Genomic DNA, 26,101 nt, shown 5'->3' on the forward strand with positions numbered 1-26,101 from the left:
CCAACAAACAAAATTCCCTGCTGTCATGAACTACCAACGCATTTCTGAAAGCCATGAGAAGTTTGTATCTGAACGTTTTACGGGTAGCGTTTTTTGCGCTAGTCCAGCTCGGCGCGGCGGCACAAGGCGTCACGACCACCTCCATCACGGGTCTGGTGAAAGACACCAAGGGCCAGCCCCTGCCCGGCGCCACCGTGGTGGCGCTGCACGTCCCTTCGGGCTCTAAGTACGGCACCATCACCAACCCCGACGGCCGCTACACCATTCCCGGCATGCGGGTGGGCGGGCCGTATACCATCACGGCCAGCTACGTGAGCTACCAAACCCGGCAGCTCGACAATGTGCAGCTAACCCTGGGCACGGCCGGCACCTTCCAGTTCGACTTGTCGGACCAGACCAGCGCCTTGCAGGAAGTGGTGGTAACGGGCAACAAAAACGGGGTGTTTAGCTCGGACCGCACCGGCGCAGCCACCAACCTCACCCGCGAAGCTATTACCTCGCTGCCCACAATCAGCCGCTCCCTGAGCGACTTCACCCGCCTAACGCCGCAAGCCAACGGCCAAGGCTTTGGCGGCCAGGACAACCGCCTCAACAACATCACCGTCGACGGCTCGATCCTGAACAGCAGCTTCGGGTTGGGCGCGCAGCCCGGTAGCCGGACCAATGCCTCGCCCATCAGCCTCGATGCCATCGAGCAGATCCAGGTGAACGTGGCGCCTTATGATGTTCGCCAAAGCGGCTTTACGGGCGCGGGCGTCAACGCCGTAACCCGGTCGGGCACCAACGAGTTTTCGGGCTCGGTGTTCTACAACACGCAAGGCGATAAGCTGGTCGGCGACCAAGCCAAAAACACCAAGCTCACGGTCAACAACTTTTCCAACAAGCAGGCCGGCTTCCGGCTAGGTGGCCCCATTATCCAAGACAAGCTGTTTTTCTTTGTGAACGGCGAACTAGAGCGCCGCACCGACCCGGCTACGCAGTACCTGGCCAACAACGGCGGCGAGACAGTGCAGGGCAACACCACCCGGGTTTTGGCGTCAGACTTAACGGCAATAAGTGATTTTCTAGCCACCAATTTCAACTACCAGACGGGCGCCTTCCAAGACTACAACCTAGAGCGCCGCAGCGACAAAATTCTGGCGAAGCTCGACTACAACATCAGTGATAAGCACCGGGCCAGCATCCGCTACAACATGCTGAACTCGCGGCAGGACGTGCCCATTAATACCGGGGCCGCCGTGAGTGGCGCGCGCCGGGGCAACCTGAACTCGCTCACGTATGAGAACTCCAATTATGTGCAGCTCGAGCGCATTCGCTCAGTGATTGGCGAGCTGAACTCCACTTTCAGCAACCAGTTCTCCAACAACCTGATTTTAGGCTACACCTACCAAGACGAGAGCCGCGAGCAAACCAACCCGTTCCCGCTGGTCGATATTCAGAACGCGGGCACCACCTATCTTTCTTTCGGCTACGACCCCTTCACCTACAACAACCTGCTTGATTACTCGACTTTTCAGCTGCAGGACAACCTATCGTACTACGCGGGCAAACATACCCTCACGGCGGGCTACAACTTAGAGCGGCTAAGCTTCAACAACACCTTCGTGCAAACGGGCACCGGCGTGTACACCTACGCCTCGCTGAGCGACTTTTACGCGGCGGCTAATGCCTACTTGACCAACCCAAATGCTACCACTTCCCCGGTGAACCTGGTGCGGTATCAGCAGCAGTACTCGGCCTTGCCGGGCAACGCGCAGCCTACTTCGCGCACGAAAGTGACTTACACGGGTCTTTATCTGCAAGACAACTACCTGCCCCTGCCAAACCTGACTTTGACGCTCGGCATCCGCGCCGACGTGCCCTACTTCGATAAAACCGGCTTGCTCAACGAGCCGGCTTCACTGCTAACTTTCCGCGACGAAACGGGCAAGTTGTTGCAGGTGCGCACCGATGAAATGCCCAAGGCCCGGCCGCTATGGTCGCCGCGGGTAGGCTTTAACTGGGACGTAGTCAACAACAAAACCTTGCAGGTACGCGGGGGCACGGGGATTTTCACGGGCCGCCCTCCTTTCGTGTGGATCGGCAACCAGATTGGCCAGAACGGTATTCTGCTCGGCACGACCGACGTAACCAACACGACCAGCATTCCTTTCAGCCCCGATATTACGGCCAACTACCCCACCAACCCCACCCTGCCCCCAACCTATCAGCTGAACATAACGGACCGCAACTTCCGGTTTCCGCAGGTGTGGAAAAGCAATATCGCTGTCGATAAAACCTTGGTGGCGGGGGTAATCGGCACATTGGAGTTTATTTACAACAAGAATGTGAATGCCGTCCGCTACGTAAACATCAACCAGAGCGACGCCCAGGGCACCTTTGCCGGACCCGACGCCCGGACCCGCTACCCAGGCTCGGCGGCCGCCAACCGCCTCAATCCCGGCATCACCCAGAACTACTACCTCACCAATACCAGCAAAGGCTACAGCTACTCGCTTACGGCCCAGTTGGAGCGCCCGTTCAGCCGCGGCTTTTACGCCCGGGTTGCCTACAATTACAGTCAGGCCAAGGATTTGATGTCGGCGGGCAGCACGGCCGGCGGTACCTACGGGGGTATATACGCCGTGAACGGCGGCAATTTTCCGACGCTGGCTTACTCCGACAACGACCTGCGCCACCGCGTAATCGGCTCGGTTTCGTATCGCAAGGAATACGGCGAGTTTGGCGCCACCCAAGTGTCGCTGTTCTACGAGGCGCGCAACCAAGGCCGGTTCAGCTATACCTACAGCGGCGACCAGAACGGAGACAGTTTCACGGGCAACGACTTGCTGTACGTGCCGAATGCGACGGGCGAGACCATAACGTTCCTGCCCATTGTCAGCGGAACCACCACGCTCTTTACCCCCGTCCAGCAGCAGGCCGCCTTCGAAGCTTACATCAACCAAGACCAGTATCTGAAGTCGCGGCGCGGCCAGTACACCGAGCGCAACGGGGCTCTCATCCCGTGGGTGTTCCGTGCGGATGCGAGTTTGGTGCAGGAATTCTTCGTCAACATTGGCAAGAAGCGCAACACCTTGCAGCTACGCGCCGATGTATTCAACGTGGGCAACCTGCTCAACCAGGATTGGGGAGTGGGCCGCACTGTTATCAACCGCAGCCCGCTGATTGCCGCGGGCACCAGCCCCACCGGGGTGCCCCAATACCGGATGGCAACCCTAGGCAGTGGCACCGCCCAAACCTTGCTCACGACCACCTACCAGAGCTCGGCCGTGCTAAGCCAGTTGCCTTCCATTGCCAGCGACGTCTGGACCGCCCAACTCGGCATCCGCTACATCTTCAACTAGCTTTTCTACGCCTCGCTGCGCTCGAATTTCATTACCGGCCGGGTTGGTGCGCCAGGCCCGCTCCCGGATGGTAAGTGGCTTTCCGCTTCTTTTACAGCCGTCACTCTCGCTTTCAGCTTTCCATGCAAACTCAACTTGCCCGGCTCTTTCGCTTCGAGGAGCGTCAAACCACCTTTCGCACCGAACTGCTAGCCGGCCTGACCACGTACCTGACGATGGCCTACATCGTGTTTGTGGTCCCGACCACCCTGGGCGCGGCCGGCCTGGACAAGCCCGCCCTGATTGCCGTTACGTGTCTGGTAACGGCCCTGTCGTCGGCCCTAATGGGACTGGGAGCTAACGTGCCGATTGCTTTGGCGCCGGGGCTGGGCATGAGTGCTTTTTTCACCTACACGCTGGTGCTGGCCAACGGCATTGCCTGGCCGGTGGCGCTGGGAATTGGGTTTTGGGCCGGCGTGCTGTTCCTGTTTCTGAGCTTGATAGGTGCGCGCGAAAAGCTGGTGGAAGCTATTCCGCCTACCATCGTAACGGCCATACCGGTAGGTATCGGACTGTTTTTGCTTTTTATCGGGCTGCGCAATATGGGGTTGGTCGTGGCCAACCCGGCTACGCTGGTGGGGTTAGGAAAATTCACGCGGCCCGTGGTCATTAGCGTAGTCGGGCTTTTCGTGACGCTGGCTCTGCTTATCCGCAACGTGAAGGGAGCCATTCTCATTGGTATTGTGGTAGCTACAGCCTTAGCGGCCGGGGCGGGCTTGGTGGAAGCTCCCAAGCAGTTGTTCACCAGCAGCATCCGGGTAGCGCCCGTTACGCTCAAGCTCGACCCGCTGGGTGCCCTGAAATGGAGCTTGCTGGGGCCAATTTTCGCCTTGTTCTACATCAACCTCTTCGACTCACTAGGCACGCTGGTGGCCTGCGCCAGCGAGGCCGGCCTACGCCAACCCGACGGTAAAATTCAGCGCCTGGGCCGTATGCTCAACATCGACGCCATAGCCGCTATTCTAAGCAGTTTACTGGGTTCTTCGCCGAGCACTGCGTACATCGAGTCGGCTACGGGTATTGCGGCGGGGGGGCGCACCGGCCTCACCGCCGTCGTAACGGCCCTGCTATTCGTGGGGTCGTTGGCCATCATTCCTCTTATTGGTGTGGTGCCCGCCTACGCCACGGCTCCTGCCCTTGTGATAGTAGGATTGCTGATGATCAGCCAGATTCGCCATCTTGATTTCAGTCAGTACGAAGAATATGTACCGGCTTTGTTTACCATTTTGATGATGCCCTTCAGCTTTTCCATTGCCACGGGCATGGCCTGCGGGTTTTTATCGTGGGGGATTATTCGCTTGTTGCTTTTGCGCCCCCAACAAATCAGCGGGGTGATGTACGTGATTATGGCCCTGTCGCTCGTAAGCTTGCTTCTGTGAGGCGCGGGCGCCAAGTGAGGGCCTCCCAATTTCTGACCTACCTGGGAGTGAAGAATCAGACGTTCTAAAGCTTGATTGTAACAGCGGCGGCTACCACCCAATCAGGCGTTACATTTTGTTGAAAGGCCAGGCAGCTGGAAACCCTTGTATTCCTGCCGCTAGCACTCATTCTCGCCTGAAATTAACGGGCAATAATCCACGAAAAGAACCAGTGCCCGTCAGGTACTTTTGGCTTTAGTTAAAGGCTCGGTCCTAGAGTTAAGCGAGCAGCTTACTAACTGGCACCAGTGGCGTCTTGCCAACGAAAGATCAAAGCCTATTACTGAGGGCAGGTGAAGCCAGAAAACTATAAATGTGTTGAGCTGTGCTACTGCTTGCTTTAGCAAGAGGCAGGCTGTTCGGAAACAAAGGTCAGAAATGAAAGTAGTGTCACTCAACTATGAGAAAGTTGAGTGACAGTGTATAACTGACGGTTGACAACTCCTGCCCCTAGATTGTCTCTCAACAAAGCAAAATCCCCGTTTCTAAGTCAGAAACGGGGATTTTTGTAGAGAGGATGGGATTCGAACCCACGATGAGCTTTAGACCCATACACACTTTCCAGGCGTGCTCCTTCAACCACTCGGACACCTCTCTAGGTGCGGGATGCGGGCACAAAATAGCACCCAATTTTCTGGATACGCAAGTCACGGGCTCAACAACCTCTTAGCTGATCGTGATTTCGCCGCGCAAATCGTAGGTCAGCAGGCGGCTGGTTTCGGCGGCGGCGCGCTTCAACCCCAACACAAACATGAGTTTGGTGATGGCCGCCTCCCGGGTAATGTCGTCGCCGCCAATGATGCCGATTTCGGTGAGGTGGGCGCTGGTTTCGTAGCGGCCCTGGATGACGCGGCCTTCCTCGCACTGGCTTACGTTGAGGAACTGGACGCCTCGCTCGTGGGCTGCGCGCAAGCAATTCAGAAACCAGGCGGCGGTGGGGGCGTTGCCGGAGCCATACGTTTCGAGCACGCAGCCGCGCAGGCCCTCTACTTCCAGTTGGGCCCGCATCATGCGCTCGGTGAGGCCGGGGAAGAGTGGCAGCAGCGTCACGTGCTCGTCGAGGTAGGAGTGGGTGCACAGGTGGGCGGCCGGCAGCAGGCGAATCTGCTCGTCGTTGAATTCCAGCTCGATGCCGGCCCGGGCCAGCGGTGGGTAGTTTTCCGAGCGGAAGGCATTGTACTGCTGGCTTTCCACTTTTTTGGCGCGGTTGCCCCGTATCAATAAGTCGTTGAAGAAGATGCATACCTCCGGTACCCGTGCGGTGCCGGCCATGGGGTGGCGGGCTACGGCTATTTCCAGGGCGGTAACCAGGTTGCGGCGGGCGTCGGTACGGATACCGCCGACGGGCACCTGGGCGCCCGTGAAAACCACCGTCTTACCTAGGTTTTCGAGCAGAAAGCTGAGCGCCGCCGCCGAATACGCCATAGTATCGGTGCCGTGCAGCACCACAAAGCCGTCGTAGAGGGCGTACTTTTCCTGGATGAGGGCCGCCATCTTGTACCAGTCGGCCACCGTGACGTTGCTGGAATCGATGGGCTTGCCAAAGCTTACCACTTCCACGTGCATGTTGAGTTGGCGTAGCTCGGGCATCTTCTTACGAATCTGCTCGAAATTCATGGGGACCAACTCGCCCCTGCTGTTGTAGGCCATGCCAGCGGTGCCGCCGGTATAGATAACAAGGGCGGAAGTTTCAGGACGGTTATTGGGGGAAGGCAAAGCAGACGAGGTTGGGATGGATGCGCCAAGTTAATGACGTCTGTGAACCTACGTGCCGGGAGCAGCTTACGGAATTTCGGGATGCAGCAGGAAAGTGCAGAACGGCTAGATTAAATCGTATGCCCAACTTCGGTTACGTAGCGCGGAAATTCGTTCCGCGCTACTTCGCACCTTGCTACGCCTCCCCAATGACGCCGCGAAGACGGAGACTTGCTGCGCAGTGCCTCTGCAAGACCGTATCACTCCTGTTCAATTCCACTTTAGCCCTCCCCTATGCGGTATCTTTTGCTCGTTGCGGCGCAACTACTCTTCGGTTTCTCTTTGCTGGCTCAGCAGCGGCCGGGCTTTTTCAACGTGCGAACCTACGGGGCCACCGGTGATGGGAAGACCTTGGATACGCCGGCCATCAACAAGGCCATTGCCGCGGCGGCAGCAGCGGGTGGTGGCACGGTGTATTTTCCGGCGGGTACTTATGCCAGCTTCTCTGTCCACTTGAAAAGCAACATTGCCTTGTTTATCGACCAGGGCGCTACGCTACTGGCCGCCGAGTCGCCGACCAACGGTACGGGTGGCTATGACGCGGCAGAATTGAACGAGTCAATTAAGTTTCAGGACTTCGGGCACAGCCACTGGCACAACAGCCTGATTTGGGGCGAGAACCTGGTGAATGTATCCATCCTTGGCACGGGCATAATTGATGGCAAAAGGGGGCTGACGCGGGAAGAAACACGCACTCCTGGTGTCGCCAACAAAGCCATTGCCCTGAAGCTGTGCCGCAACGTGCTGATCCGGGATATTACGGTGCTGTGGGGCGGGCACTTCGGCATCCTGGCCACCGGCATCGACAATTTCACCGTCGACAATGTGAAGATGGACACCAACCGCGACGGTATCGACGTGGACTGCTGCCGCCACGTGCGCATCTCGAACTGCACTATCAACTCGCCTTTCGATGACGCCATCTGCCTGAAAAGATCGTACGCCCTCGGCTTTGCCAGGGCCACCGAAAACGTGACCATCACCAACTGCGAAGTAAGTGGCTTCGACCGGGGCACCTTCTTCGACGGCACCTACCAGCGCAAGGAAGCCGCTTTGGTGCCCGACAAAATGGACGTAACGGGCCGCATCAAGTTCGGCACCGAATCGAATGGGGGCTTCAAGAACATCACCATTTCCAACTGCGTGTTCGAGTTCTGCCGGGGCCTGGCGCTGGAAACCGTGGACGGCGGCATCCTGGAAGACGTAACCATCACCAACATCACCATGCGCGACATCGTGAATTCGCCGTTTTATCTGCGCCTGGGCGCCCGGATGCGCGGACCGGAAGGCACGCCCGTAGGCGTGTTGCGCCGCGTTAAAATCAGCAACGTGGTGGTCTACAATGCCGACGTGAAGTACGGCTCTATTATCAGCGGCATCCCCGGCCACGACATCGAAGACGTGACGCTCGACAACATCCGCATCGAGTTCCAGGGTGGCGGCACCAAAGAGCAAGCCGCTATCAACCCGGCCGAGGGCGAGAAGGACTACCCCGACCCCGGCCACATGGGCGACATGCCTTCCTACGGCTTCTTCATCCGGCACGTGAAGGGCATTGAAATGCGCAACATCGACATCCGCTACCAGAAAGAAGACCAACGCCCGCCCTTCGTGCTAGTTGACGTAAAAGACATCCACCTGCGCAACATCAAAGCACAGCACCTACCATCCGTCCCGGCCTTCACCCTGCAATCCGTGTCGAATCTCGACATCAAGGACAGTGAGGTTCTAGCCGATAAAAAGGTGAAGCAGGCGACGAAAGGAAAGCTGTAGCTGTAACGCGAAGCTTCTGCGCACGAGCACAGCGAGTAGTCGAAATTGCACCACATGGTGCAGACGCCAGATACTTGCTGTGCTCGTGCGCAGAAGCTTCGCGTTACATGCCAGGCACGAACAGCTCCTTGGTGTTGCGGGTGGTGGCTTCCATTATTTCTTCCTCGTCTTTGCCTAGAATTTCGGCCAGACGGCGGGCTATCAGGGGCAGGTAGGCGGGCTCGTTGCGCTTGCCGCGGTGCGGCATGGGTGCCAGATAAGGGCAGTCGGTTTCGAGGAGCAGGTGTTCCAGGGCTATGCCGGGGAGCGACTTATCGAGGCCGCCGTTTTTGAAGGTGGCCACGCCCCCAATGCCAAGCTTGAAGCCCAAGCGAATAACCTCTTCGGCCTCTTCCTTGGAACCCGAGAAGCAGTGAAACACGCCCCGCAAGGTGCCATCCTGCGCGGCTTCGATGAGGTCGGCGGTTTCGCGGAAGGCCTCGCGGGTGTGCAGCACCAAGGGCAGTTTGTGCTGCTTGGCCATATTTATTTGAATGCGGAGAGCTTCTTGCTGCTCGGCCAGGAGGGTTTTGTCCCAATGCAGGTCGATACCGCACTCCCCTACTGCCGCAAACGGGCGCTTGCCTAGCCATTCTTCCACTTCGTAGAGCTGCTTTTCGAAGTGCTTGCCCACCGAGCACGGGTGCAGCCCCATCATGGGGTGACACTGCTGCGGAAAGCGCGCCTCCGTCTCCAGCATCACGTCGATGCTGGTGTGGTCGATGTTGGGCATGTAGATGGTCTGGACGCCGGCCTCGTAGGCGCGGTTCAGCATGGCATCCTGGTCGGGCTTGAACTGCTCGGAATAGACGTGCGCGTGGGAATCAGCTAAGGGCATTTCGTTTTTCGTGGTTGGTTTTTGGTTTTTCGGGGTTGATTTTCGTTTCTCGACCTTACTGGTTTGGATGGGGTTCGCCTGACGAACAACGAAAAACCAACCACGAAAAACTCACTTATACCGCCGGCCTTTCCAGTCGAAGGACAGGGGCAGGAGACGGAAGATGGTCATGGCAAAAGTGAGCGAAAAGGAATAAAGTTCGAATACGGGCATCAGCCACAGCGGCGCGCGGCGGCCGGCACGGCGGAAGCAAAAGTACGCCAAGGTACCTTGCAACAGCATCTTACCGGCCAGCACCAGCCCGGCCACGGCGGGTCCTGCTACCCAAGCCAGCACCAGCAGCGCCGGGTAGAAGCCGGCGTAGTAAAGCAAGCCGGCGCGCAGCCACCACGGTAAGCTTTCGAGCCCGCGCGTCCAGCGGCGGCGCTGGTGCAGCAGGTTGCCTACGGTAGGCATGGGCAAGGAAATAGCCAGCACCTCGGGCCGGAAAATAATGCGGTAGTTGAACCCCAAACGGATAGTGGCCCGAAACAGCTCGTAGTCTTCGGTTACCGAAAAAGGCAGCTCCTCGTAGCCCCCGGTAGCTTCGTAGGCCGCCCGCGTAACCAGCATGTTGTTGCCCATGGCCGTCACGGGCCGCCCCTGGTCCGAGACCACCTGCACCAGCCCCAACGACATCAGCCAATCGAGCCCTTGCACCCGATGGAAGAGGCGCGGACCGTCCACCAGCGTCAGGCCCGTGACGGTGCCCACGCCGGGCGCTGTGTGCGCCAGCAAACCTTGCACCCACGTGTTGGGCACGGCAATGTCGGCGTCGGTGATGAAGAAGTAGTTGGTGGTAGCGGCACGGGTGAGGTGGGCTAGCACGTTGGCTTTGCCGCGGGCCAGCCCTAGCGTTTCCTGGATGGGCAGAATACGGAAGCTACCGGCAAAGCCCTGCATGCTGTGCGCTGCAACGGCACTGGTGGCATCGGTAGAAGCATCGTCACCGAGCAAAACTTCGAGCAGGTGCGCCGGGTAGTCGAGCTGGCGGATGGCAGCGAGGCAGCGGGCAATGGCCGCTTCTTCGTTGCGAGCAGCAATCAGGATACTGACGCGCGGCAGCGGCGTCGGTAGTGGTCCGGGCTGGCTCCCTGGCCGCGTAGCAAACAGCCACGTGGAAGCCGCCAGGATCAGAAACCAGCCTGTGAAGAACAGCGTGAGGAACAGCAGCAAATTCAGAAACGATATAGACTCACCAACAAAGCTAGGCTGTACGCCCAACTTCCAACTGCTGACTTGAAGCCGTAGCGCGAAGCCTGCGCTTCAGACACAACTGATTAAGTGGTATTGCGGCCGGCACTAGTTGCTCAACGAATCGTGAAGCAGGAACCCCTAGGGTGCATCATTCAACGGTGCGCGAAGCGCAGTAACAACACATCAAACCGCATTTGTATTACAGCACGTCAAACGAATAGCCTAGTGCGGCGCAAGCTTCTAAATACCGAGGCAGCACGGCGCGTAGGTTGCGGCAAGCTTTTTCACTGTCGTGAAAAACGACGATGGAGCCTGGCCGGGTATGCGCCAGTGCCGCCCGCAGACAGGTTTCGGCTGGATACGTCGCGTCGTAGTCGTAGGTCAGCACGTCCCACATGATCAGGCGGTAATGGGGGTGCAGCGCCGCGGCTTGCGCCCGGGTGATGCGGCCATAAGGTGGGCGCAGCAACGGGCGCGGGTCCAGATTTCCCCCAAATGTTTCCAGCAGTCGTTGGCACTGGTGCACTTCAGTTAGATAGGCGGGCGTGGGCAGTTGCCAGCCGCTGACATGGTGGTGCGTGTGGTTGGCGAGGCGGTGCCCGGCGGCCAGTGCCTGCCGGGCCACGTCGGGGTAGCGCGCCAGGTTTTCGCCCACGCAAAAGAATGTAGCGTGGGCGTTATAGCGGGCTAGCTGCTCCAGCACAAACGGGGTTTCTCCAGGAATCGGGCCATCGTCGAAGGTGAGGTAAAGGGGCTTTACTCCTTCTGATACCGGCCCCCGCCACTCCGTATGCGGCAATAAGCGTTGCAAGAATTTCGGCAGACGGTGCAAACGCATTTTTGGAATTCTGAATTAAGGATTATGAATTCTAATCGGTTGTTCAACGACTACTTTACAATCAAAAGCACTAATTCATAATTCATAATTCATAATTCATAATTCATAATTCATAATTCTTAAAACCGCTTCCCACAACTGCTCAGCGCTTTTGTCCCAGGAAAAGCGCTGGGTATTCAGCAAGCCTTTTTCCACCAATTCCTGCCGTAGCGCCGGTTCTTGCCAGAGGCGGGCTAGCGCGGCGGCAATGGCCGTGGGGTCGAACGGGTCGACGAGCAGGGCCGCTCCGCCGGCAACCTCGGGCATGGAGCTACGGTCGGAGGTAATGACGGGTGAAGCGCAGGACTGCGCCTCGATGATGGGAATACCAAAGCCCTCGAAATATGGGACGTACGCCGTGGCCAAAGCCGCCGCGTAGAGCTGCACCAGTTCCTCCTCGGAAACGCGACCGGTAAGGTGCACGTCGAAGCGGTATTGCATCTGCTGGTATAGGTCGAACATGGGGCCAGCTTTCCAGGCGGTACGACCTACGATCAGCAGCTTGGTTTCGGCACCAGTTAGCTGCTTGAACTCATCGAAAGCCTTGAGCAGGTTCACCAGGTTTTTGCGCGGGTGCAGGGCGCCCACAAACAGGAAGTAAGTCTTACCATCGGCAAAACGCGTCCGCGTAGCCTGCTGCACAGTGGCCGGCATCGGCCGGAAACAACCACCTGCCGCATTGTAAACCACTTGAATGCTGGCGGCCGGCACCCCGTACGACTGTACCACATCCTGCTTGGTAGCCGCCGACACGGCCACCAGCTGCTCGGAAGCTCGGGCAAAACGCGGGGCGAAATACTGGTAATACTTGTGTTCGAGCACGCTCATGTGCTCGGGAAAATGCTCGAAAGCCAAGTCGTGCATCACCGTCACCCGGGGCACCCGGGTAGCCAGCGTGGTATAACCGTCGGGGCTGAAGAACACGGCCGGCCGGTGCCGCCGCAACCACCAGGCCACGGCCCCTTCAAACCAGGCCACCCACAAAAACGGATGCCGCGCCGACGGATACAACACATGCGGCACTACATTCGGCCCGAACAGGTAGCGCTGATCAAACGCTCTATCAAACAGAAAGTGAAATGTATGCTCGGGGTGGGCCGCCACCATCCGCTTCAGCGTCTCGAACGTGAAGCGCCCAATACCCTCCAAATGGTCGCCAGGGAGCAGAAATCGGGTATTGACGGCTATATCCAAGTGGTAAGATGGTGAAAGGTGAAGTTGTGAAATGGTGAAGTTGTGAAATGGTGAGTTTGATGTTCTGCTGGCACCACTTGCGCGGGTCGAACATCAAACTCACTAAACCACTGAATCACTAATTCACTTCAGCAGAGTGCGAAGTTCGGAAACACGCACTACACCCGTTACAAATAAGATAGCAACGAAAGCTATACCAGCTACTATTGACTCCGGCAGCCAGTGCAAGGTTAATTGGGCTTGCAGGCCGTACCATACGGCGCAAAGCAGCCCGAATGCCAGGGCCAGCCGGGTTATCCAGCTCCAGGGCACGGGCACACCGGTCCGCTGGTGCACCAGCCACAGGTAGCCCACCGACACAAACACGGCACATACCAGCGTATTGATAGCCCCGGCTACGGCGCCTAGCTTGGGCAGCAGCAGCAGGTTCAAACCCACGTTGAGCACCGTGCTGGCGACCACCAGCCAGCTCACCGCCCGCTCGTGGTTGGTGCTGGTGAGCAAGGTGCTATAGATGGCAAAAAAGGCGTGCACGACAACCCCAACAAATAATATCTTCAAACACAGCACCATGCGGGTAATTTCCGGCGCGGTACTATGCTTGAACTGCCAGAACAGTATCTCGCCCCGAAACAAGACAAAGGCGCATACCAACAGCATGGGTGCCGTCACGACGCGCTGCCCGAACCATAGTACGTCGCGCTGCTCGTCGGGCCGGTTGGTGGCGTAGGCAAATTTGGCGAAAAACAGCGGCAGCAGAGTCCAGAGGTACATCATCACGGTGTCGCCCCAACGGTAGGCGGCGGCGTAGTAGCTGGCTTCCTGCGCCGACACTATCCGTTCGAGCATCAGCATGTCGATGCGTTCGTTGAGGCCGTACACCAGCGTGATGAGGGCCAGCGGTAGGCTGGCTTGCAGTACGGTGCGGGCCTGGTCCCAGCGCAGTTGCAGTTTTACCTGGCCGTAAAGTCGTTTCATCAGCCCGTAGAGCACCACGAACGTGAAGCCGATGGCTACCGAGCGGGCGGCCACGTAATTATCAAGCGTAATGCCAACCGGAACAAGCCCGAGCACGAGGCCCAGGAGCAGAAACTTCTCCAGCACCGACAGCAACGCATCGGTGTTGAAGCGCTGGTGCGCCTGCAACACCCCGCGCAGAAACAGCGTGTACTGCGCCACCAGCATACCTATCTCGATGAGAGCCAGCAGCGTGAGCGTGTGCCCCCGGTAGCCCATCACCCATCCCATGGCCACTACCACCCCCAGAAAAAGCACCGACAGCCCACCTTTCAAGGGTACCAGCGTCGGAAAGTACTCTGTCAGGAACTCGGGGGCGGCGGCCACGCGCTTGGTGGTCAGCTGCGTGGTGCCCAGGTCCGACACGGCAGCCATCACACTGGCCAAGGTGAACAAGGCCGAGAACGTTCCGAAGGCGTGGTGCCCCAGCCGGTCCTGCACCAAGTTCTCGACCACTACCCAGCCCGGCTTCACCAGCAGGTTGAGCAGCACGACCAGACTAATATTTCCGAAAAAGCGTTTGATGAGTGCAGTAATGAAGGAAAAGCGTGCGCAAAAGTAGGGGTTGGCGCGCTTGCGTCAGCAAAGCTTCAAAGACAAATACCAACCAGCCCACCGCGCCTGATCTGTTCCTTGCTTGTCGTCTAACTCGTTTAATCGATTTCAGCCGCTACTCATTTACTACTTTTTCCAGCTAGATTTGCCTCGTTGTGGTAGTGCCGGAAGTCTGGCGCTGCTTTGTGGTTGTCTTTTTTCGCTTGTATGTCATCCCCCACCTATTCGCTTTTAGGCCTGTGGCCTGTTATCAATCGTTGGAAGTCTTTGGTATTATGGGCCTCAATTCTGGCCTTGGTGGTAAGCACAGTGGTAGCCTTGCTGCTACCCAACATCTATAAGTCGACAACCGTCTTCTACCCGACCAACCCCCAAACCACTGACCCCGACCGCATTGTAACCGAAGGCGGCAAACTGGAACTAGGCGGCCGCACCGAAGACCTGGACCGGGTAATTACCATCGGCGAGTCGCAGCCGGTAGCCGAGCGCCTCATCAAGCGCTTCAACTTGCACGAGCACTACAAAGCCGGTCCCGTTGGCAACGACGCAGCCGATCAGGCGGCCCTCGATGAGTTTGCGAGCAACCTGCGAATCGTGCACAACGATCGGGATGCCATTGAGTTAACTTTCGAAGACAAAGACAAGGTGCTGGCCGCCCGCATTGCCAATAGCCTGGTGCAAAGCATCGACTCGGTAAACCAGCAGCTCACGCTGGCTAACCGGCGCAAAGTGCTGGACCTCTACGCGCAACGCCGCAACTTTCTGGAGCGCGAATACCAGTCCACCTATGACAGCCTGGTGATAGGTCGGCGCCGCTACGGCATCTACGGCTTAGCGCTAGAGTCGCGCTATCTGGCCAAAGAAATCATTGAAACGGAAGAGGAATTGCGCCAGGCCGAGGGCGAAGGCAACAGCGGCAAAGCGGCCGGTTTGCGGCGCGCCTTGCGCGGCCTCACCAAAACCGATGGGGGCAACATTTTCAACTTGGAAAGCTATAGTGCTGGCATCGACCGCATGAATACGCTTTATGCTCGCTTCAACGATCTGCAAACCCGTCTTATTAATGCCCGTAGCGCTTACGAAACGGCCCGGGTAGGTATCAGCGGCCGCATTTCCAGCATCTACGTGGTGCAGGAGGCGTACCCGGCTACCAAGAAATCCAAGCCGGTGCGCTGGCTGGTGGTCGTTTCATCGGTGCTAATCACCTTCGCGCTGTCGGTGGCCTTTATTACACTGCTGGAATTGTACCGGGGCAATCTGAGTATGGGAAGAGCAAGGTAGCCCCCGCGCCTAGAGCGAAACTAGTAGCCTAACCGCAGGCTTTGCCTTGCTTGTTTCACTAACTGCCGTGCCTGTACCCTTCCTCTTGCCTCTCTCAACGCTATGAATTTTCTTGCTCATCTACGTCCTCAGAACACCGACCAACGCATATTCATGGCGTTTGTCGGGTTGGTGCTTGCGGCTGTAGTGGCAGTTATTAGCCTCGATTCGGTGGCGTGGTTGGCTTTGCCGTTGGTGGTGCTCGGGGTGGCCGTCGTGCTCATCGACTGGCGGTGGGTGTACTACGCTTTGCTAATCACGCTGGCCTTTTCGCGCGAAGTGCAACTGCCTGCTGGCTTAAGCATGGATGTGCCTTCTGAGCCATTGATGCTGATTCTGCTGGTTTGCTTTACTATTAATGTGCTGCTAGGACGCAGTGAAGTGCCAGGGCGGCTGTGGCGCCACCCCATAGTGCTGCTGATTGGCGCCGCCTTATTGTGGTCCGTGGCTTCCACTATTTCGTCGGTAGACACGCTGAAGTCCGTAAAATACCTGCTGGCCAAAACCTGGTACATCGTGCCTTTTGTGTTTGTAACCATGGCGCTGGTGCGTACCCCGCGCGACGTATGGCGGCTAGTGGCCTTCTACGCTGTGGGCGTGAGTATAACCGTGGCCTATACGATGGTGCGCCACGCAGGTTTGGGCTTCGGCTTCGATACCATCAACACGGCCATTCAGCCCTTCTACCGCAACCACGTCGTATACGCGGCGGCGGCGGCATTATTGGCCCCGTATGCCTATTACGCCGCCCGCGATGCTGCTACCAAGCAAAGCCGTCGGCTGTGGTACGTGGCGCTGGTTCTGGCGGTAGGCGGCGTATCGCTGTCTTACACCCGAGCCTCAGTGCTTTCGCTTATTGTAGCCGTGTTGTACTACTGGGTTATCCGCTTGCGTCTGACCCGGCTCACTTTAATTGGTGCGACGATAGCCACTCTGCTCGGAATCAATTATTTCGTGCACGGGGACACCTATATGAAATATGCGCCCGACTATGAGAAAACTGTTTTCTACGGCGACAACTTCCAAAAACACCTGGAAGCAACTTATAACCTAGAAGACCTTTCGGGCATGGAGCGGGTGTATCGCTGGGTGGCAGCCGCACATATGATCACCGAGAAACCCATCATTGGTAGCGGCCCATCCACTTTCTACCCCGAATACAAGCGCTATACGGTGACGAGTTTTCGGACCTACGTAAGTGGCAATCCAGAGAAATCCACCACGCACAACTACTTTCTCTTGCAGCTGGCCGAGCAAGGGATTCCCGGTTTTGTGTTGTTCACCTCCTTGGTATTTGCGACGCTCCTACTTATCGAGCGGCTTTACCACCGGGCGCGCAGCACGCAGCAGCAGAACCTGGTTATGGCCGCCGGTCTTTCTTTCGTGGTCATTGTCTTCCACTTGCTACTCAATGAGCTGCTGGAGGTCGACAAGATTGGTTCCTTCTATTACGTTTCCTTGGCTGTGCTGATGCGGGTACAGTTTTGGCAGGAAGACGAGCAAGACCAACTACTTCCCATTGCGCCACCGCAGCCTTGAAACCGCAGCTTGGAAGCAGCCAATACGTAGCCGGCAGCGTGGCTACTTTGACGGGTAGCACGCAGCTTACCTCGGTTTGCCTTTAGGCTGTACCTTCGCCGAACGGAGCGACTTTGCCTTCTACATCATCCCCCTTTCACGCCTGATTATGACGGTTAATGAGTTTTTTGATTTGTTGCTGGAAGAGTTAAAAACTAATCAGCAACTAACCAGCTACTATAAATTCTTAGAAAATCCGGCGAGCTTCGAGTTTCGCAAATCCTACGTTGTACAGCGCCTACACTACATCTTAGACCATCTGCCCAACCAAGACGCGGCCATCTTGGACTGCGGCTGCGGCTACGGCACTACGGCTATTTTCCTGGCCCTCAATGGCTACAAGGTGCACGGCACCACCCTGGAATTCTATTTCAAGCACATTCCGGAGCGCCTGCGCTACTGGTCACAGTTCGGCGACGTTTCGGGCTTCACCTACAGCTACGAAAACCTGTTCGACTCGCCCCCGGCACCAGCTTCCTACGACCACATTATCATTCAGGACACGCTGCACCACCTGGAGCCGTTGCAAGATGCCTTGCGCATTTTTCATCAGGCCCTGCGCCCGGCCGGCAACCTGATTATTGTGGAGGAAAACGGCGGCAACGTGGTGCAAAACCTCAAGCTCTACCTGCGCCGCGGCAACAAGCGCATCATCACCATCTACGACGAGCAGCTTCAAAAGAACATCCTGCTCGGCAACGAGAACATCCGAAACTTAGCTACCTGGCGCAAAGAACTAGCCAAGCAAGGGTTATACATCTACCCTGCCGACGTACAGTACATTCGGTTGTTTCCGCCGTTTATGTTCAAAAATGATAATTCCAAGGAGCTGATGGCCCGGGAAAGCAAACTGTGGCAGACCAATTCCCTGTTGAAAGAAAACCTGTTTTTCGGCCTCAATTTCGTAGTGGGCAAAACGCCGGCTCCACTAGCGAAGCAAGCGTAGCGCCGCTTATGCGGCAAGCAAAAACAGGCGGCGCGGGCCGGAAGTAGTACTTCCGATCCGCGCCGCCTGTTTTCTTATTTAAACCGGCAACTCAGGATGGTAATGTCGTCGGCGAAATGGCTGTCGTTTACGTTGAACTCCCGGATTTCGCGCAGCAGTTCTTCGTGCAGACGTGGCAGCGGTAAAAACCGGTTTTGCCGAAGCACGCGCAGTATTCCTTCCTCTCCGAACTCGTCGTTGGCGGCGTTGAACACCTCGGTTAGGCCGTCGGTGTAGGAAAGCAGGAGCGTGCGCGGGGGCACTTCCACCTCTCCTACCTGCAGCATGGGCAGCTCATCCATCACGCCGAGCATGATGGTGCCTTCTTTGAGTTGAATCACTGTATCCTGGTCGGATACCAGCAGCGGGTCGTTGTGGCCGGCATTCACGTATTGCAGGCGGCGCGTGGTGCGGTCGTAGAGGCCGAAGAAGACGGTAATAAACTTGTCGCCGCCGGCGTTGCGGAAAATCAGGTTGTTGAGCTCGTTGGCTACCGTGGCCAGGTCGGCTTGCTGGCGGAGCAAGGTGCGCAAACCGGCCTGAAAGTTCGACATCAGCAAGGAAGCGGCCACGCCCTTTCCTGATACGTCGGCAATGCAAAACAGAAACCGGTTTTTGTCTAGCGTTACCACGTCGTAGTAGTCGCCCCCAACGGCGGTGTGCGGCACGTAGGAAGCGGCCACGGCCACGTGGTCGTCGTTGGGCAAGGTGCGCGGAAACAACATGGTTTGCACTTCCTGCGCAATTTCGATTTCCTTGCGGATGGCCGCCGCCGCTATCCGCTGGCGGCCGAGCCGTCGGTTTTCAATGGCCCCGAGCAGGATGTTACTTAGCGTCTCCAGAAACTTGGTGGCCTCGCCGCTGGCGTAGTCTTCGTGCATGTTGCCGATGAACACGTAGGCCACTACCTCCTCGTTGCGCACCACCGGAATAACCGTTTCCAGCAACTGCCAGCTCTTATCCAACGGCAGATCTTCGACGGCCGCAGGTGCGCTGGTGCACTTCTCGATAATCAGTTCGGGCAGCGGAATGCGGCGATAGTCAAGCAGTTGCGGGCCAAAAGACACCACGCAGTGCCACACTCCTTCGTCCTTCACATACAGTACCAGCCGCCGGATATTGAGCTGGCCCAACAGTGTGAACTGGAAGATCTTGTAAAGAGCTGCTTCACCAAGATCCTGGTTGATGGCCTGCGTGATTTCCAGCAGCGCCCCCAATTCCCGGTCCTTCAGAAAGAGCCGTTTCTCAGCAGTTATAGGAATAGCGTTAGGCATCGGATTGATTGTTGAATTGTTGATAGCTGATTGTTAAAGGTTGATTGTTAATGGTTGATTGTTGACTATTCTGCCTGGCTACACAACCAACCATTTAGCAATTCAGCAATCAGCAATCAATTATTATCAATCAACTCAATGGCGTTTTGGGGTCATAGGCGTCGCGGAGGCCATTGCCGAGCAGGTTGAAGCTAAGTACCAGCAAGCTAATAGCTAAGCCGGGCAGCAGCGTAAGCCACAAGCCGGCTTCAGTACCTAGCAATTGGAATCCTTCATTCACCATGAGCCCCCATGACGGTGCCGGTGGCTGCACGCCCAACCCCAAAAAACTCAGCCCCGCTTCGAGCAGAATGGCCGCTGCAAAATTACTGGTTGCAATGACAATAAGCGGCCCCGTCATGTTGGGCAGCAGATGCCGGGTGATAAGCCGGCTCTGGGGCAAGCCCAGCACGCGGCCGGCTTCCACGAAAGTTTTCTCGCGCAAGCTCAGCATCTGCCCTCGCACCACGCGGGCCACATCCACCCACATGGTCAAACCCACGGCCACAAAGGAAGTCCAGACGCCCTTGGAATCGAGGGCCAGCGAAATAGCAATAACGAGCATGATGCCCGGGATACTCCACACCACCGTCATCAGCCCCAGCAGCAAACTATCGAGCCAGCCGCCTACATAGCCTGCCACCGCCCCAATGGCCATGCCCAGGGCCAACGAAATAAGAACCGCCACAAACCCGATACCCAGCGAAATGCGCGTGCCTAGCAGCAAGCGGCTCAGCTCGTCGCGGCCGGCTTTGTCGGTGCCGAGCCAGTAGGTGCGTTGTATGATATGCTCTCGCTCTACTACCTGGCGCAGCGCAGCGCGTGGGCCGGTGCGGCCGGCCAACCGAGCCAAGGAGTAGCGGCGGGGTTGGTCGGCCAGGGCCGAGTGGTTGCGGTAGGGCTGCGCAAACAGCGAATCGCCCTCGAAACGGTAGCTCCCGATGGGAACCTCCTGGTAGCGCGGCGTGCGGCCGCGTAGCCAGGTCACAAATACGTTATCAGTAACCGCAGCCGCCTCGGTGAGCGACAGGCGCAGAACGGTAGCTTGAAAGCCGGGCGGCTCTTTTTGCAGTTGCACCAGGCTGTTGTTGGCGTTCGGGGAATTATCGGGCAGCACCCAGTAGCCGAGCACTGCCACCAGCGTGCACAGCACGATAAACCCTAGCCCAGCCATGGCTGGCCGGTTCTGGAGCAGGCGTTGGCGGACGTAGTAGCTCGGCGGCCGGGCAACGGCCGCAGCACTCAACTGCCCGGAAATTGCGGCCCCGGCCACGACTAACGCGTGTTGTGCTGAAGCAAGCCTTCCTTGGAAGCCAGATAGTAGCAGTCCTGGCTGATAGCGCCAAACGAGCTTTCCTCATAGGCCAGCTCGGTATCGGGGTCGGGCCAGAAGCTCCGGGCAAGGCCTTGCTCCAACAAGGCCCGCAGGCCCTCCTTTAGCTGAGGAGCGGGCAACCCCGTTTTCTGAAGCAGGTCGCGGAAGGAAGTAACAAAATACAGCTCGTCGAGAATGTCGAATTCAGAGTCAGTCACAGGCAAACAAGAACGGAAAGGAAGACAAAGGTAGCGGGAGCGGGTTGAATTCAGAAGTCAGCTATTGACACTGCCACCCGGTCATGCTCGCTCTAACATACACTTATCTACTGTAACTGTTCTGCCGCCGCTTAGTTAAGGGCCACTGTTGACGCTCTGGCCATGGCCCCGCTTTCAGTTTTAAGGTAAGCTAGAATGGAAGTAATTTCCTGATCAGACAGCTGGAAGCTAGGCATCTGCTGCTTCTGGTACTGATTGAAAATCTTTACGGCATACTCGTCGCCGCTGGCTACCACTTTGCTGGAGTTCTTGATCCAGGGAATCAGCCAAGCAACCGGACGCCGCATGTGCAAACCACCCAGCGCCGGACCTACTACTACTTCGTTGACTGCGTGGCACTGCGCGCAGTTGCCTTTGAACAAGGTTTCGCCGGCTACAGCGGCCTGAAGCTCCTCGGGGGTGGCGGCTTGCGCTACGGCGTTTGAATCGGGGGCAAGAGGCGCAGTTGCTACCGTGTCGGCAGCGGCTTTGGCCGCCGCCTTGGTCGCATCGGCAAAGGGAGTTATAAGACCGGTGGCGGCGAAAAACACGCCACCAGTTAAGAATACCAACAACACAACCAACAGGGGAAACATCATTTTCAAGCTGAAATGAGACATAACACAGCGGTTAAATGAGACTGTTTGATTATGCCGAAAAGTAGAGCTCAAACCGCACCAAGCCTATTATTTCAAGGCTTTTATTTCGCTCATTGATGAGGTTGCTAATCAGAGTTTAACCTCGAGCAGAAGGGCCTGCTTTTACTAGGTTGGAATACTTTACCAGAGAAGACAAGATAAGTATACCGTATCACATATATATGCTATATCTATCTAGTAGCGGATAGCATACCTTTGAACATATAGGTTTATCTATTCTTAGGAGGCGGCGCGGCAAGTGGCAGAACACCTATCAACTTCCTGAGCTCGGGTGGCAGCACGCAACTGTGCTGTCGATTAGAAGGGCGCCTGCCGAAGATCCGGACTTCGGCCGGCCGCCTTATCGACTTGCTCGGCTGCTGGCCGCAGCCTTTCCTCTTCTCGTGCAGGCTTCCGGCACCATCTGCGGAGGCAAACCATTTTTAATCAATCACTTTCCATCTCATGTCAGCACCCAAATCATCCCCCCAACGCTACATCGTAACTTACACCGACCAAGACATCAATGCGGGTAGCGCCGCACAGGTTTTAAACCTCAGCGAAGATAAAATACAAGACGGGGTTTCTCTGCTCGAATCCGACCAACCACTCACTGCCAACGACGTGCTTCACTTCGATGGCCTGGGCTCCAGCTCGGTGGTGCTTACGGCCAGCGAAGTGGAAAGCCTGAAACATGATCAGCGGGTGGTAGCCGTGGAGCCCGACCTGGAAGTACATATCCTAGGCGCCGACGCTGCCCTGATGAACGGACACGCGACCGACAGTAATGGCAGCACCGACTATTACGACTCCGAAGACGCCTTACTGGAGCAACCGAAGCAAGGCTCTTCGACGCAGACGCCGGGGTTTGAGGCGGGTTATAAGCAGGCCCTCAACGATATGCAGGCCCGGATGCTAGAGCAGATGAACAACTTCTTCCAGAACACTGGCACCAGCTCCAACTCACCCATTCTGAAGCCTTTTCAGCCAGTTAAGCCCGTACTGCCCCCTATCCAGTTGCCGCCCGTTTTATTGCAGCCAGTTCCCTGGAATATCAAAATGGTGAAAGCGCCTCAGGCCTGGCCGCGCACTAAGGGTGCTGGCATCAAGGTGGCGGTACTCGACACCGGTATTGCCAATCACTCTGACCTAACTATTTCCGGCGGCGCCTCTTTTGTGCCTGGGGTGGTCAGCTACAACGACGGGCACGGACACGGTACGCACTGTGCCGGCGTCATTGGGGCGCGCAACAACGCTTTGGGCGTAGTGGGCGTGGCACCGTCGTGCCGAATCTACGCGGTGAAAGTACTCAACGACGCCGGCAGCGGCCAACTGAGCTGGATTCTGGCGGGTATGGCTTGGGCCCGGAACAACGGCATGCAGGTGGTATCGATGAGCTTGGGCTCGAACAGCGGCCCCATTGTGGCTTACACTACCGCCGTTCAGCAATTGCTGGCCGCTGGCTGCGTGGTAGTAGCCGCTGCCGGCAACACGGGCGGCCCGGTAGGCGCACCAGCCAATAGCCCCGGCGTTATTGCCGTAGCCGCCGTCGACCAAAACAAGGTAGTAGCTCCGTTCTCGTCGCGGGGGGGCAATGGCAATCAGGTAACGATTTCAGCACCGGGCGTGTCCGTCAATTCCACGTACCTCAACAACGGCTTCAAGGCGATGTCGGGTACCAGTATGGCGTGTCCGCACGTTGCGGGCGGCGCAGCCCTGCTAAGAGCCCGGTATCCTACCTGGAACCCACTGGCCATTACCAACCGCCTGAGAAGCACGGCGGCCGACCTCGGCGTACCCGGCAACGACCCCACCTACGGGGCCGGCCTGCTGGACTGCGACGCGGCAACTATGTAGCGTGTAGCTAACAACTTAGCAGCTGCGGGAAAAGCCGGACTTACGCCTTTTTACCGCAGCTGCTATTGTCAACAAGCTACTATATTGGTTACATCCCCCTGACGGTTGGTTTCCCACCGCCAGGGGGATATTTCCCTTTCCACCCCTCTTACTTTTAGTGTGTTATGGCTGTCTTAAATCAGAAATTGAAAGAGTTGATTTCAGCTCAACCCAAGGCGCTGCGGCGCGTGGTAGTTACGTCTTCTCAAACCCTCAGCCAGCTCCAGGCCACGGAGCCCGGCAGCAAAATCCAGCCAATTCCCGGCCTCGACGGTATCTACAAAGGCACCTTCACGGGCCAGCAACTGCTAACCCTGGAACAACAGCCCGGCATCGACAGCATAGAAGCGGACGAAGAAGTAACAACAATGAGTGATTTCAGTGAGGGATAAAGGATTAGCAGGCGCAGTCCTTCAGGAAGTTCCCTGTTCTTGATTCCTTACTTGCCGTCCTTTCCATTCGTAGCCGCCGTGCAGGCCTGCTAGCCCTACCAGCAACGCGTAGGGCGCATAGGCCACTTGCAGCACTGGCACCCACCACAGCCAGCGTAAGCGGTTGAAAAAACGCAGTACGGGCATCAGGAACAACACGTCGGCGCCTAGCTTTAGGCCCCACGCCACTGCGGTCCAGGGTAGCAGGCCCGGCTGCCAGGGCAGCACCAAAACCCCGGCCGCCAGAGCTACATTGGCTGCCAGTACCAGCACCGCCAGCCGGCGTGGGGCGGCGGTGCGGTAGTGCTGCCATTTGCTGGCCCACCGCACCCGTTGCCGCAGCAGCTGCCGCAAAGTGGGTTGGGCAGCGGTGCGCACTACGGCCAACTCGTGCTTCAGAAACCGAATGCCCGCCGGATAGGCAGCGTGCAGCTTATGCAGCAGAAACTCGTCGTCGCCGCTGGCTACGTGGGTGTTGCCGCTGAAGCCGCCTACGGCCGCGAAACTGGCGCGCCGGTAGCTCAGGTTGGCTCCGTTGCACATGGTGGGCGCATGTAGCAGAACACCGGCCGCCCCGCTGGCCACCAAGCCGGCTAGCTCCAGGCCCTGCAGCTCGGCCAACGGGCCCCGCCCGGTTAGCAGCACCGGGCCACTCACAAAATGCGAATTAGCATCGTGCGCGGCGTGGTGGGCTAGCAACCAATCCGGCGAAACTCGGCAGTCGGCATCGGTGCAGACCAGCCAAGGGGCCTGCGCGGCGGCTATGGCTTCCTGCAAAGCGGCCTTCTTGCCCGTCCGGGTTAGGTTGGGCAGGTCTTGCAAGCGCAGCAAACGCAACGCAAACGAACTATGCAAAGCGGCCTGCTGCACGATAGCAGCCGTTTCGTCGGTGGAATGGTCGTCGACGATGATAACTTCAAACGCTGTGGCCGGCAAACGCTGCTGCTGCAGATCAGCTAAGAGCAAGGGCAGGTTGGCCGCCTCGTTGCGGGCAGCTACCAAGACGGAAAGCTGAAGGGAGGCTTCATCCTGGAAATCTGGCTGGCTGGCCAACTGCTTCGCCTTAACGGGAGCCGTTTGCGTTTCAGTTGCTTGATACAGGCTCGGAGCAGTAATCCAGGCGCGCCGGAACTGCAGCATCCGTGCAGCATAGGCAGCCGGGGCCAGTAGCAGCAACACGCCGAGTATCGGGTTCATAGGCTGACAGTGGGAGTTTCGGCCAGGGCCTGTTGTTTGGCAGACGTGGCCTTTTTCTTTCGAAAAAGCTTCAGCCGCAGCACAAACACCAACCCAATAACACTCGGCAAGGCAATATTGAGCACCCACAAGCTCAGACTGGCGCTAAGTACTGGCAGCACCGGCTCACCAAGCAGCCCAAACAAGTGCGTAGCCGAAAGCTCCCGCACGCCCACATCGGCCAAAGCATTGAGCGAAGGCACCAACGACTTCAGCAGGAAAGTACCCGCTATGGCCGCCGCGCCCGGCACTAGGGGGGCATGTGCCCCGTATGCTTGCAGCAACAAGCCAAACTGCACGCAAAACACCCCGTACCGCAGCCCCGACAAAGCCAGCACTGCATGAATGGCCTTTGCCGGATACGTAGGCATGACGGCCAAAAACCGCCGAAACCGCCGCAGCGGCGGCACCGCCATCAGCACGGCCAGCAGCAGGCGCGACCGATAGAGCGGCAGCAGCACGGCGGCATTCACCAGCCCCGCCGCTACCACCACGCCTAGCCCGGTAGCCGGGTAGTTTTGCAAGTAAAATGTAAGCAGGAAATACACCAGCCCCGTCGTGCCGGCCAGCACCGTAACCACCAGCTGCCCGAAGCGGCCCAGAAATACAGCTCCCAGCGCATCGAGCCGCCGGCTTTTCAGCTCGATAATGCGGCCCGCGTAGTCGCCCACGCGGTTGGGCGTTACGAAGCCGAGGGTAAGCCCCACTAGCACCGCCCGGAAGCTGCGCCGGAAAGATACGGGCTCCAGATGCCGGGCCAGCCGCCACCACTTCCAGGCTTCCACCCCCCAATTGACGGGCACCAGCGCCAGGGCCAGCAATACCGGGATGCGGCCGTTGCCGGTGAGCGTAGACGTTAGCAGCCCGCGCCAGGCCGCCGCCGTGGCAGCATCGGCAAACACCGAGTGCCACAGCAAACCCAGCGTAAGCGCCGTCACGAGCAGCTTACTTGCTACCGCCACCCACCCCTGGCGCGTAGTTTGCTCCGGCTTTTCCGGCTTTTGGGCGTAGTTTTGTAGTTTACTGATAATCAAGAAGGCGACGCGT

The 26,101-nt window shown here is 57.8% G+C and carries 20 protein-coding genes and 1 tRNA gene; 8 read left to right on the forward strand and 13 right to left on the reverse strand.

Annotated features, from left to right (window positions below):
• Positions 1-53 precede the first annotated feature (53 nt).
• Together VF639_RS04305 and VF639_RS04310 are read left to right on the forward strand one after the other, a co-directional pair.
• Positions 54-3,344, forward strand: coding sequence for a TonB-dependent receptor (locus tag VF639_RS04305; RefSeq protein ID WP_331144651.1), 3,291 nt, complete (start codon positions 54-56; stop codon positions 3,342-3,344).
• 122 nt (positions 3,345-3,466) lie between these two features.
• A complete protein-coding gene (locus VF639_RS04310; protein ID WP_331144652.1) occupies positions 3,467-4,762 on the forward strand; it encodes an NCS2 family permease in 1,296 nt (431 codons plus the stop codon).
• Positions 4,763-5,310: 548 nt separating this feature from the next.
• Here the strand turns inward: VF639_RS04310 and VF639_RS04315 are convergent.
• Positions 5,311-5,398, reverse strand: a tRNA-Ser gene (locus VF639_RS04315).
• A gap of 69 nt (positions 5,399-5,467) precedes the next feature.
• On the reverse strand, positions 5,468-6,517 hold the full coding sequence (locus VF639_RS04320) for an asparaginase (RefSeq protein ID WP_331144653.1): 1,050 nt from the start codon (positions 6,515-6,517) through the stop codon (positions 5,468-5,470).
• Positions 6,518-6,790: 273 nt separating this feature from the next.
• Between VF639_RS04320 and VF639_RS04325 the strand changes: the two genes are divergently transcribed.
• Entirely contained in the window at positions 6,791-8,329 is a 1,539-nt protein-coding gene (locus VF639_RS04325) for a rhamnogalacturonidase (protein WP_331144654.1), read from the forward strand.
• 103 nt (positions 8,330-8,432) lie between these two features.
• Here the strand turns inward: VF639_RS04325 and VF639_RS04330 are convergent, their stop codons facing one another.
• The 5 genes from VF639_RS04330 to VF639_RS04350 all read right to left on the reverse strand — a co-directional run bounded on the left by VF639_RS04330 (position 8,433) and on the right by VF639_RS04350 (position 14,067).
• Complete coding sequence (locus VF639_RS04330) at positions 8,433-9,206, reverse strand: TatD family hydrolase (RefSeq protein ID WP_331144655.1); 774 nt, start codon at positions 9,204-9,206, stop codon at positions 8,433-8,435.
• A gap of 111 nt (positions 9,207-9,317) precedes the next feature.
• On the reverse strand, positions 9,318-10,421 hold the full coding sequence (locus tag VF639_RS04335; RefSeq protein ID WP_331144656.1) for a glycosyltransferase: 1,104 nt from the start codon (positions 10,419-10,421) through the stop codon (positions 9,318-9,320).
• Between the two features lie 220 nt (positions 10,422-10,641).
• Positions 10,642-11,280 carry a polysaccharide deacetylase family protein gene (locus VF639_RS04340; protein WP_331144657.1) on the reverse strand — a complete coding sequence of 213 codons (639 nt, stop codon included), beginning with the start codon at positions 11,278-11,280 and terminating at the stop codon, positions 10,642-10,644.
• Between the two features lie 96 nt (positions 11,281-11,376).
• On the reverse strand, positions 11,377-12,513 hold the full coding sequence (locus tag VF639_RS04345; RefSeq protein ID WP_331144658.1) for a glycosyltransferase family 4 protein: 1,137 nt from the start codon (positions 12,511-12,513) through the stop codon (positions 11,377-11,379).
• A gap of 123 nt (positions 12,514-12,636) precedes the next feature.
• Complete coding sequence (locus VF639_RS04350; RefSeq protein WP_331144699.1) at positions 12,637-14,067, reverse strand: oligosaccharide flippase family protein; 1,431 nt, start codon at positions 14,065-14,067, stop codon at positions 12,637-12,639.
• Between the two features lie 225 nt (positions 14,068-14,292).
• Between VF639_RS04350 and VF639_RS04355 the strand changes: the two genes are divergently transcribed.
• The 3 genes from VF639_RS04355 to VF639_RS04365 all read left to right on the forward strand — a co-directional run bounded on the left by VF639_RS04355 (position 14,293) and on the right by VF639_RS04365 (position 17,929).
• Positions 14,293-15,366, forward strand: coding sequence for a GumC domain-containing protein (locus VF639_RS04355; protein WP_331144659.1), 1,074 nt, complete (start codon positions 14,293-14,295; stop codon positions 15,364-15,366).
• A 102-nt stretch (positions 15,367-15,468) separates the two neighbouring features.
• Entirely contained in the window at positions 15,469-16,944 is a 1,476-nt protein-coding gene (locus VF639_RS04360; RefSeq protein ID WP_331144660.1) for an O-antigen ligase family protein, read from the forward strand.
• A gap of 76 nt (positions 16,945-17,020) precedes the next feature.
• On the forward strand, positions 17,021-17,929 hold the full coding sequence (locus VF639_RS04365; protein ID WP_331144661.1) for a class I SAM-dependent methyltransferase: 909 nt from the start codon (positions 17,021-17,023) through the stop codon (positions 17,927-17,929).
• A gap of 74 nt (positions 17,930-18,003) precedes the next feature.
• On the opposite strand, the gene VF639_RS04370 is transcribed toward VF639_RS04365, so the two are convergent.
• From VF639_RS04370 to VF639_RS04385, 4 genes are all read right to left on the reverse strand, one after another.
• On the reverse strand, positions 18,004-19,242 hold the full coding sequence (locus VF639_RS04370; RefSeq protein WP_331144662.1) for a PP2C family protein-serine/threonine phosphatase: 1,239 nt from the start codon (positions 19,240-19,242) through the stop codon (positions 18,004-18,006).
• A gap of 130 nt (positions 19,243-19,372) precedes the next feature.
• Positions 19,373-20,554, reverse strand: coding sequence for an ABC transporter permease (locus VF639_RS04375; protein WP_331144663.1), 1,182 nt, complete (start codon positions 20,552-20,554; stop codon positions 19,373-19,375).
• A gap of 2 nt (positions 20,555-20,556) precedes the next feature.
• Complete coding sequence (locus tag VF639_RS04380; RefSeq protein WP_331144664.1) at positions 20,557-20,814, reverse strand: hypothetical protein; 258 nt, start codon at positions 20,812-20,814, stop codon at positions 20,557-20,559.
• 131 nt (positions 20,815-20,945) lie between these two features.
• Positions 20,946-21,452, reverse strand: coding sequence for a c-type cytochrome (locus VF639_RS04385; RefSeq protein ID WP_331144665.1), 507 nt, complete (start codon positions 21,450-21,452; stop codon positions 20,946-20,948).
• 504 nt (positions 21,453-21,956) lie between these two features.
• Here VF639_RS04385 and VF639_RS04390 point away from each other — a divergent pair.
• The gene (locus VF639_RS04390) at positions 21,957-23,348 is read left to right on the forward strand and encodes a S8 family peptidase (RefSeq protein ID WP_331144666.1); all 1,392 of its coding nucleotides are present in this window, start codon (positions 21,957-21,959) and stop codon (positions 23,346-23,348) included.
• 164 nt (positions 23,349-23,512) lie between these two features.
• Positions 23,513-23,779 (forward strand): hypothetical protein, encoded by a 267-nt coding sequence (locus VF639_RS04395; protein ID WP_331144667.1) that lies wholly within the window; start codon positions 23,513-23,515, stop codon positions 23,777-23,779.
• Between the two features lie 21 nt (positions 23,780-23,800).
• Here the strand turns inward: VF639_RS04395 and VF639_RS04400 are convergent, their stop codons facing one another.
• Positions 23,801-25,015, reverse strand: a complete 1,215-nt coding sequence (locus VF639_RS04400; RefSeq protein ID WP_331144668.1) for a glycosyltransferase — start codon at positions 25,013-25,015, stop codon at positions 23,801-23,803.
• Positions 25,012-26,088: a lysylphosphatidylglycerol synthase transmembrane domain-containing protein gene (locus tag VF639_RS04405; protein ID WP_331144669.1), complete on the reverse strand. Its 1,077-nt coding sequence runs from the start codon at positions 26,086-26,088 to the stop codon at positions 25,012-25,014. Before VF639_RS04405 ends, VF639_RS04400 begins: the two co-directional genes overlap by 4 nt.
• Positions 26,089-26,101 lie beyond the last annotated feature (13 nt).

This window comes from Hymenobacter sp. (assembly GCF_036387835.1).
Classification (GTDB): domain Bacteria; phylum Bacteroidota; class Bacteroidia; order Cytophagales; family Hymenobacteraceae; genus Hymenobacter.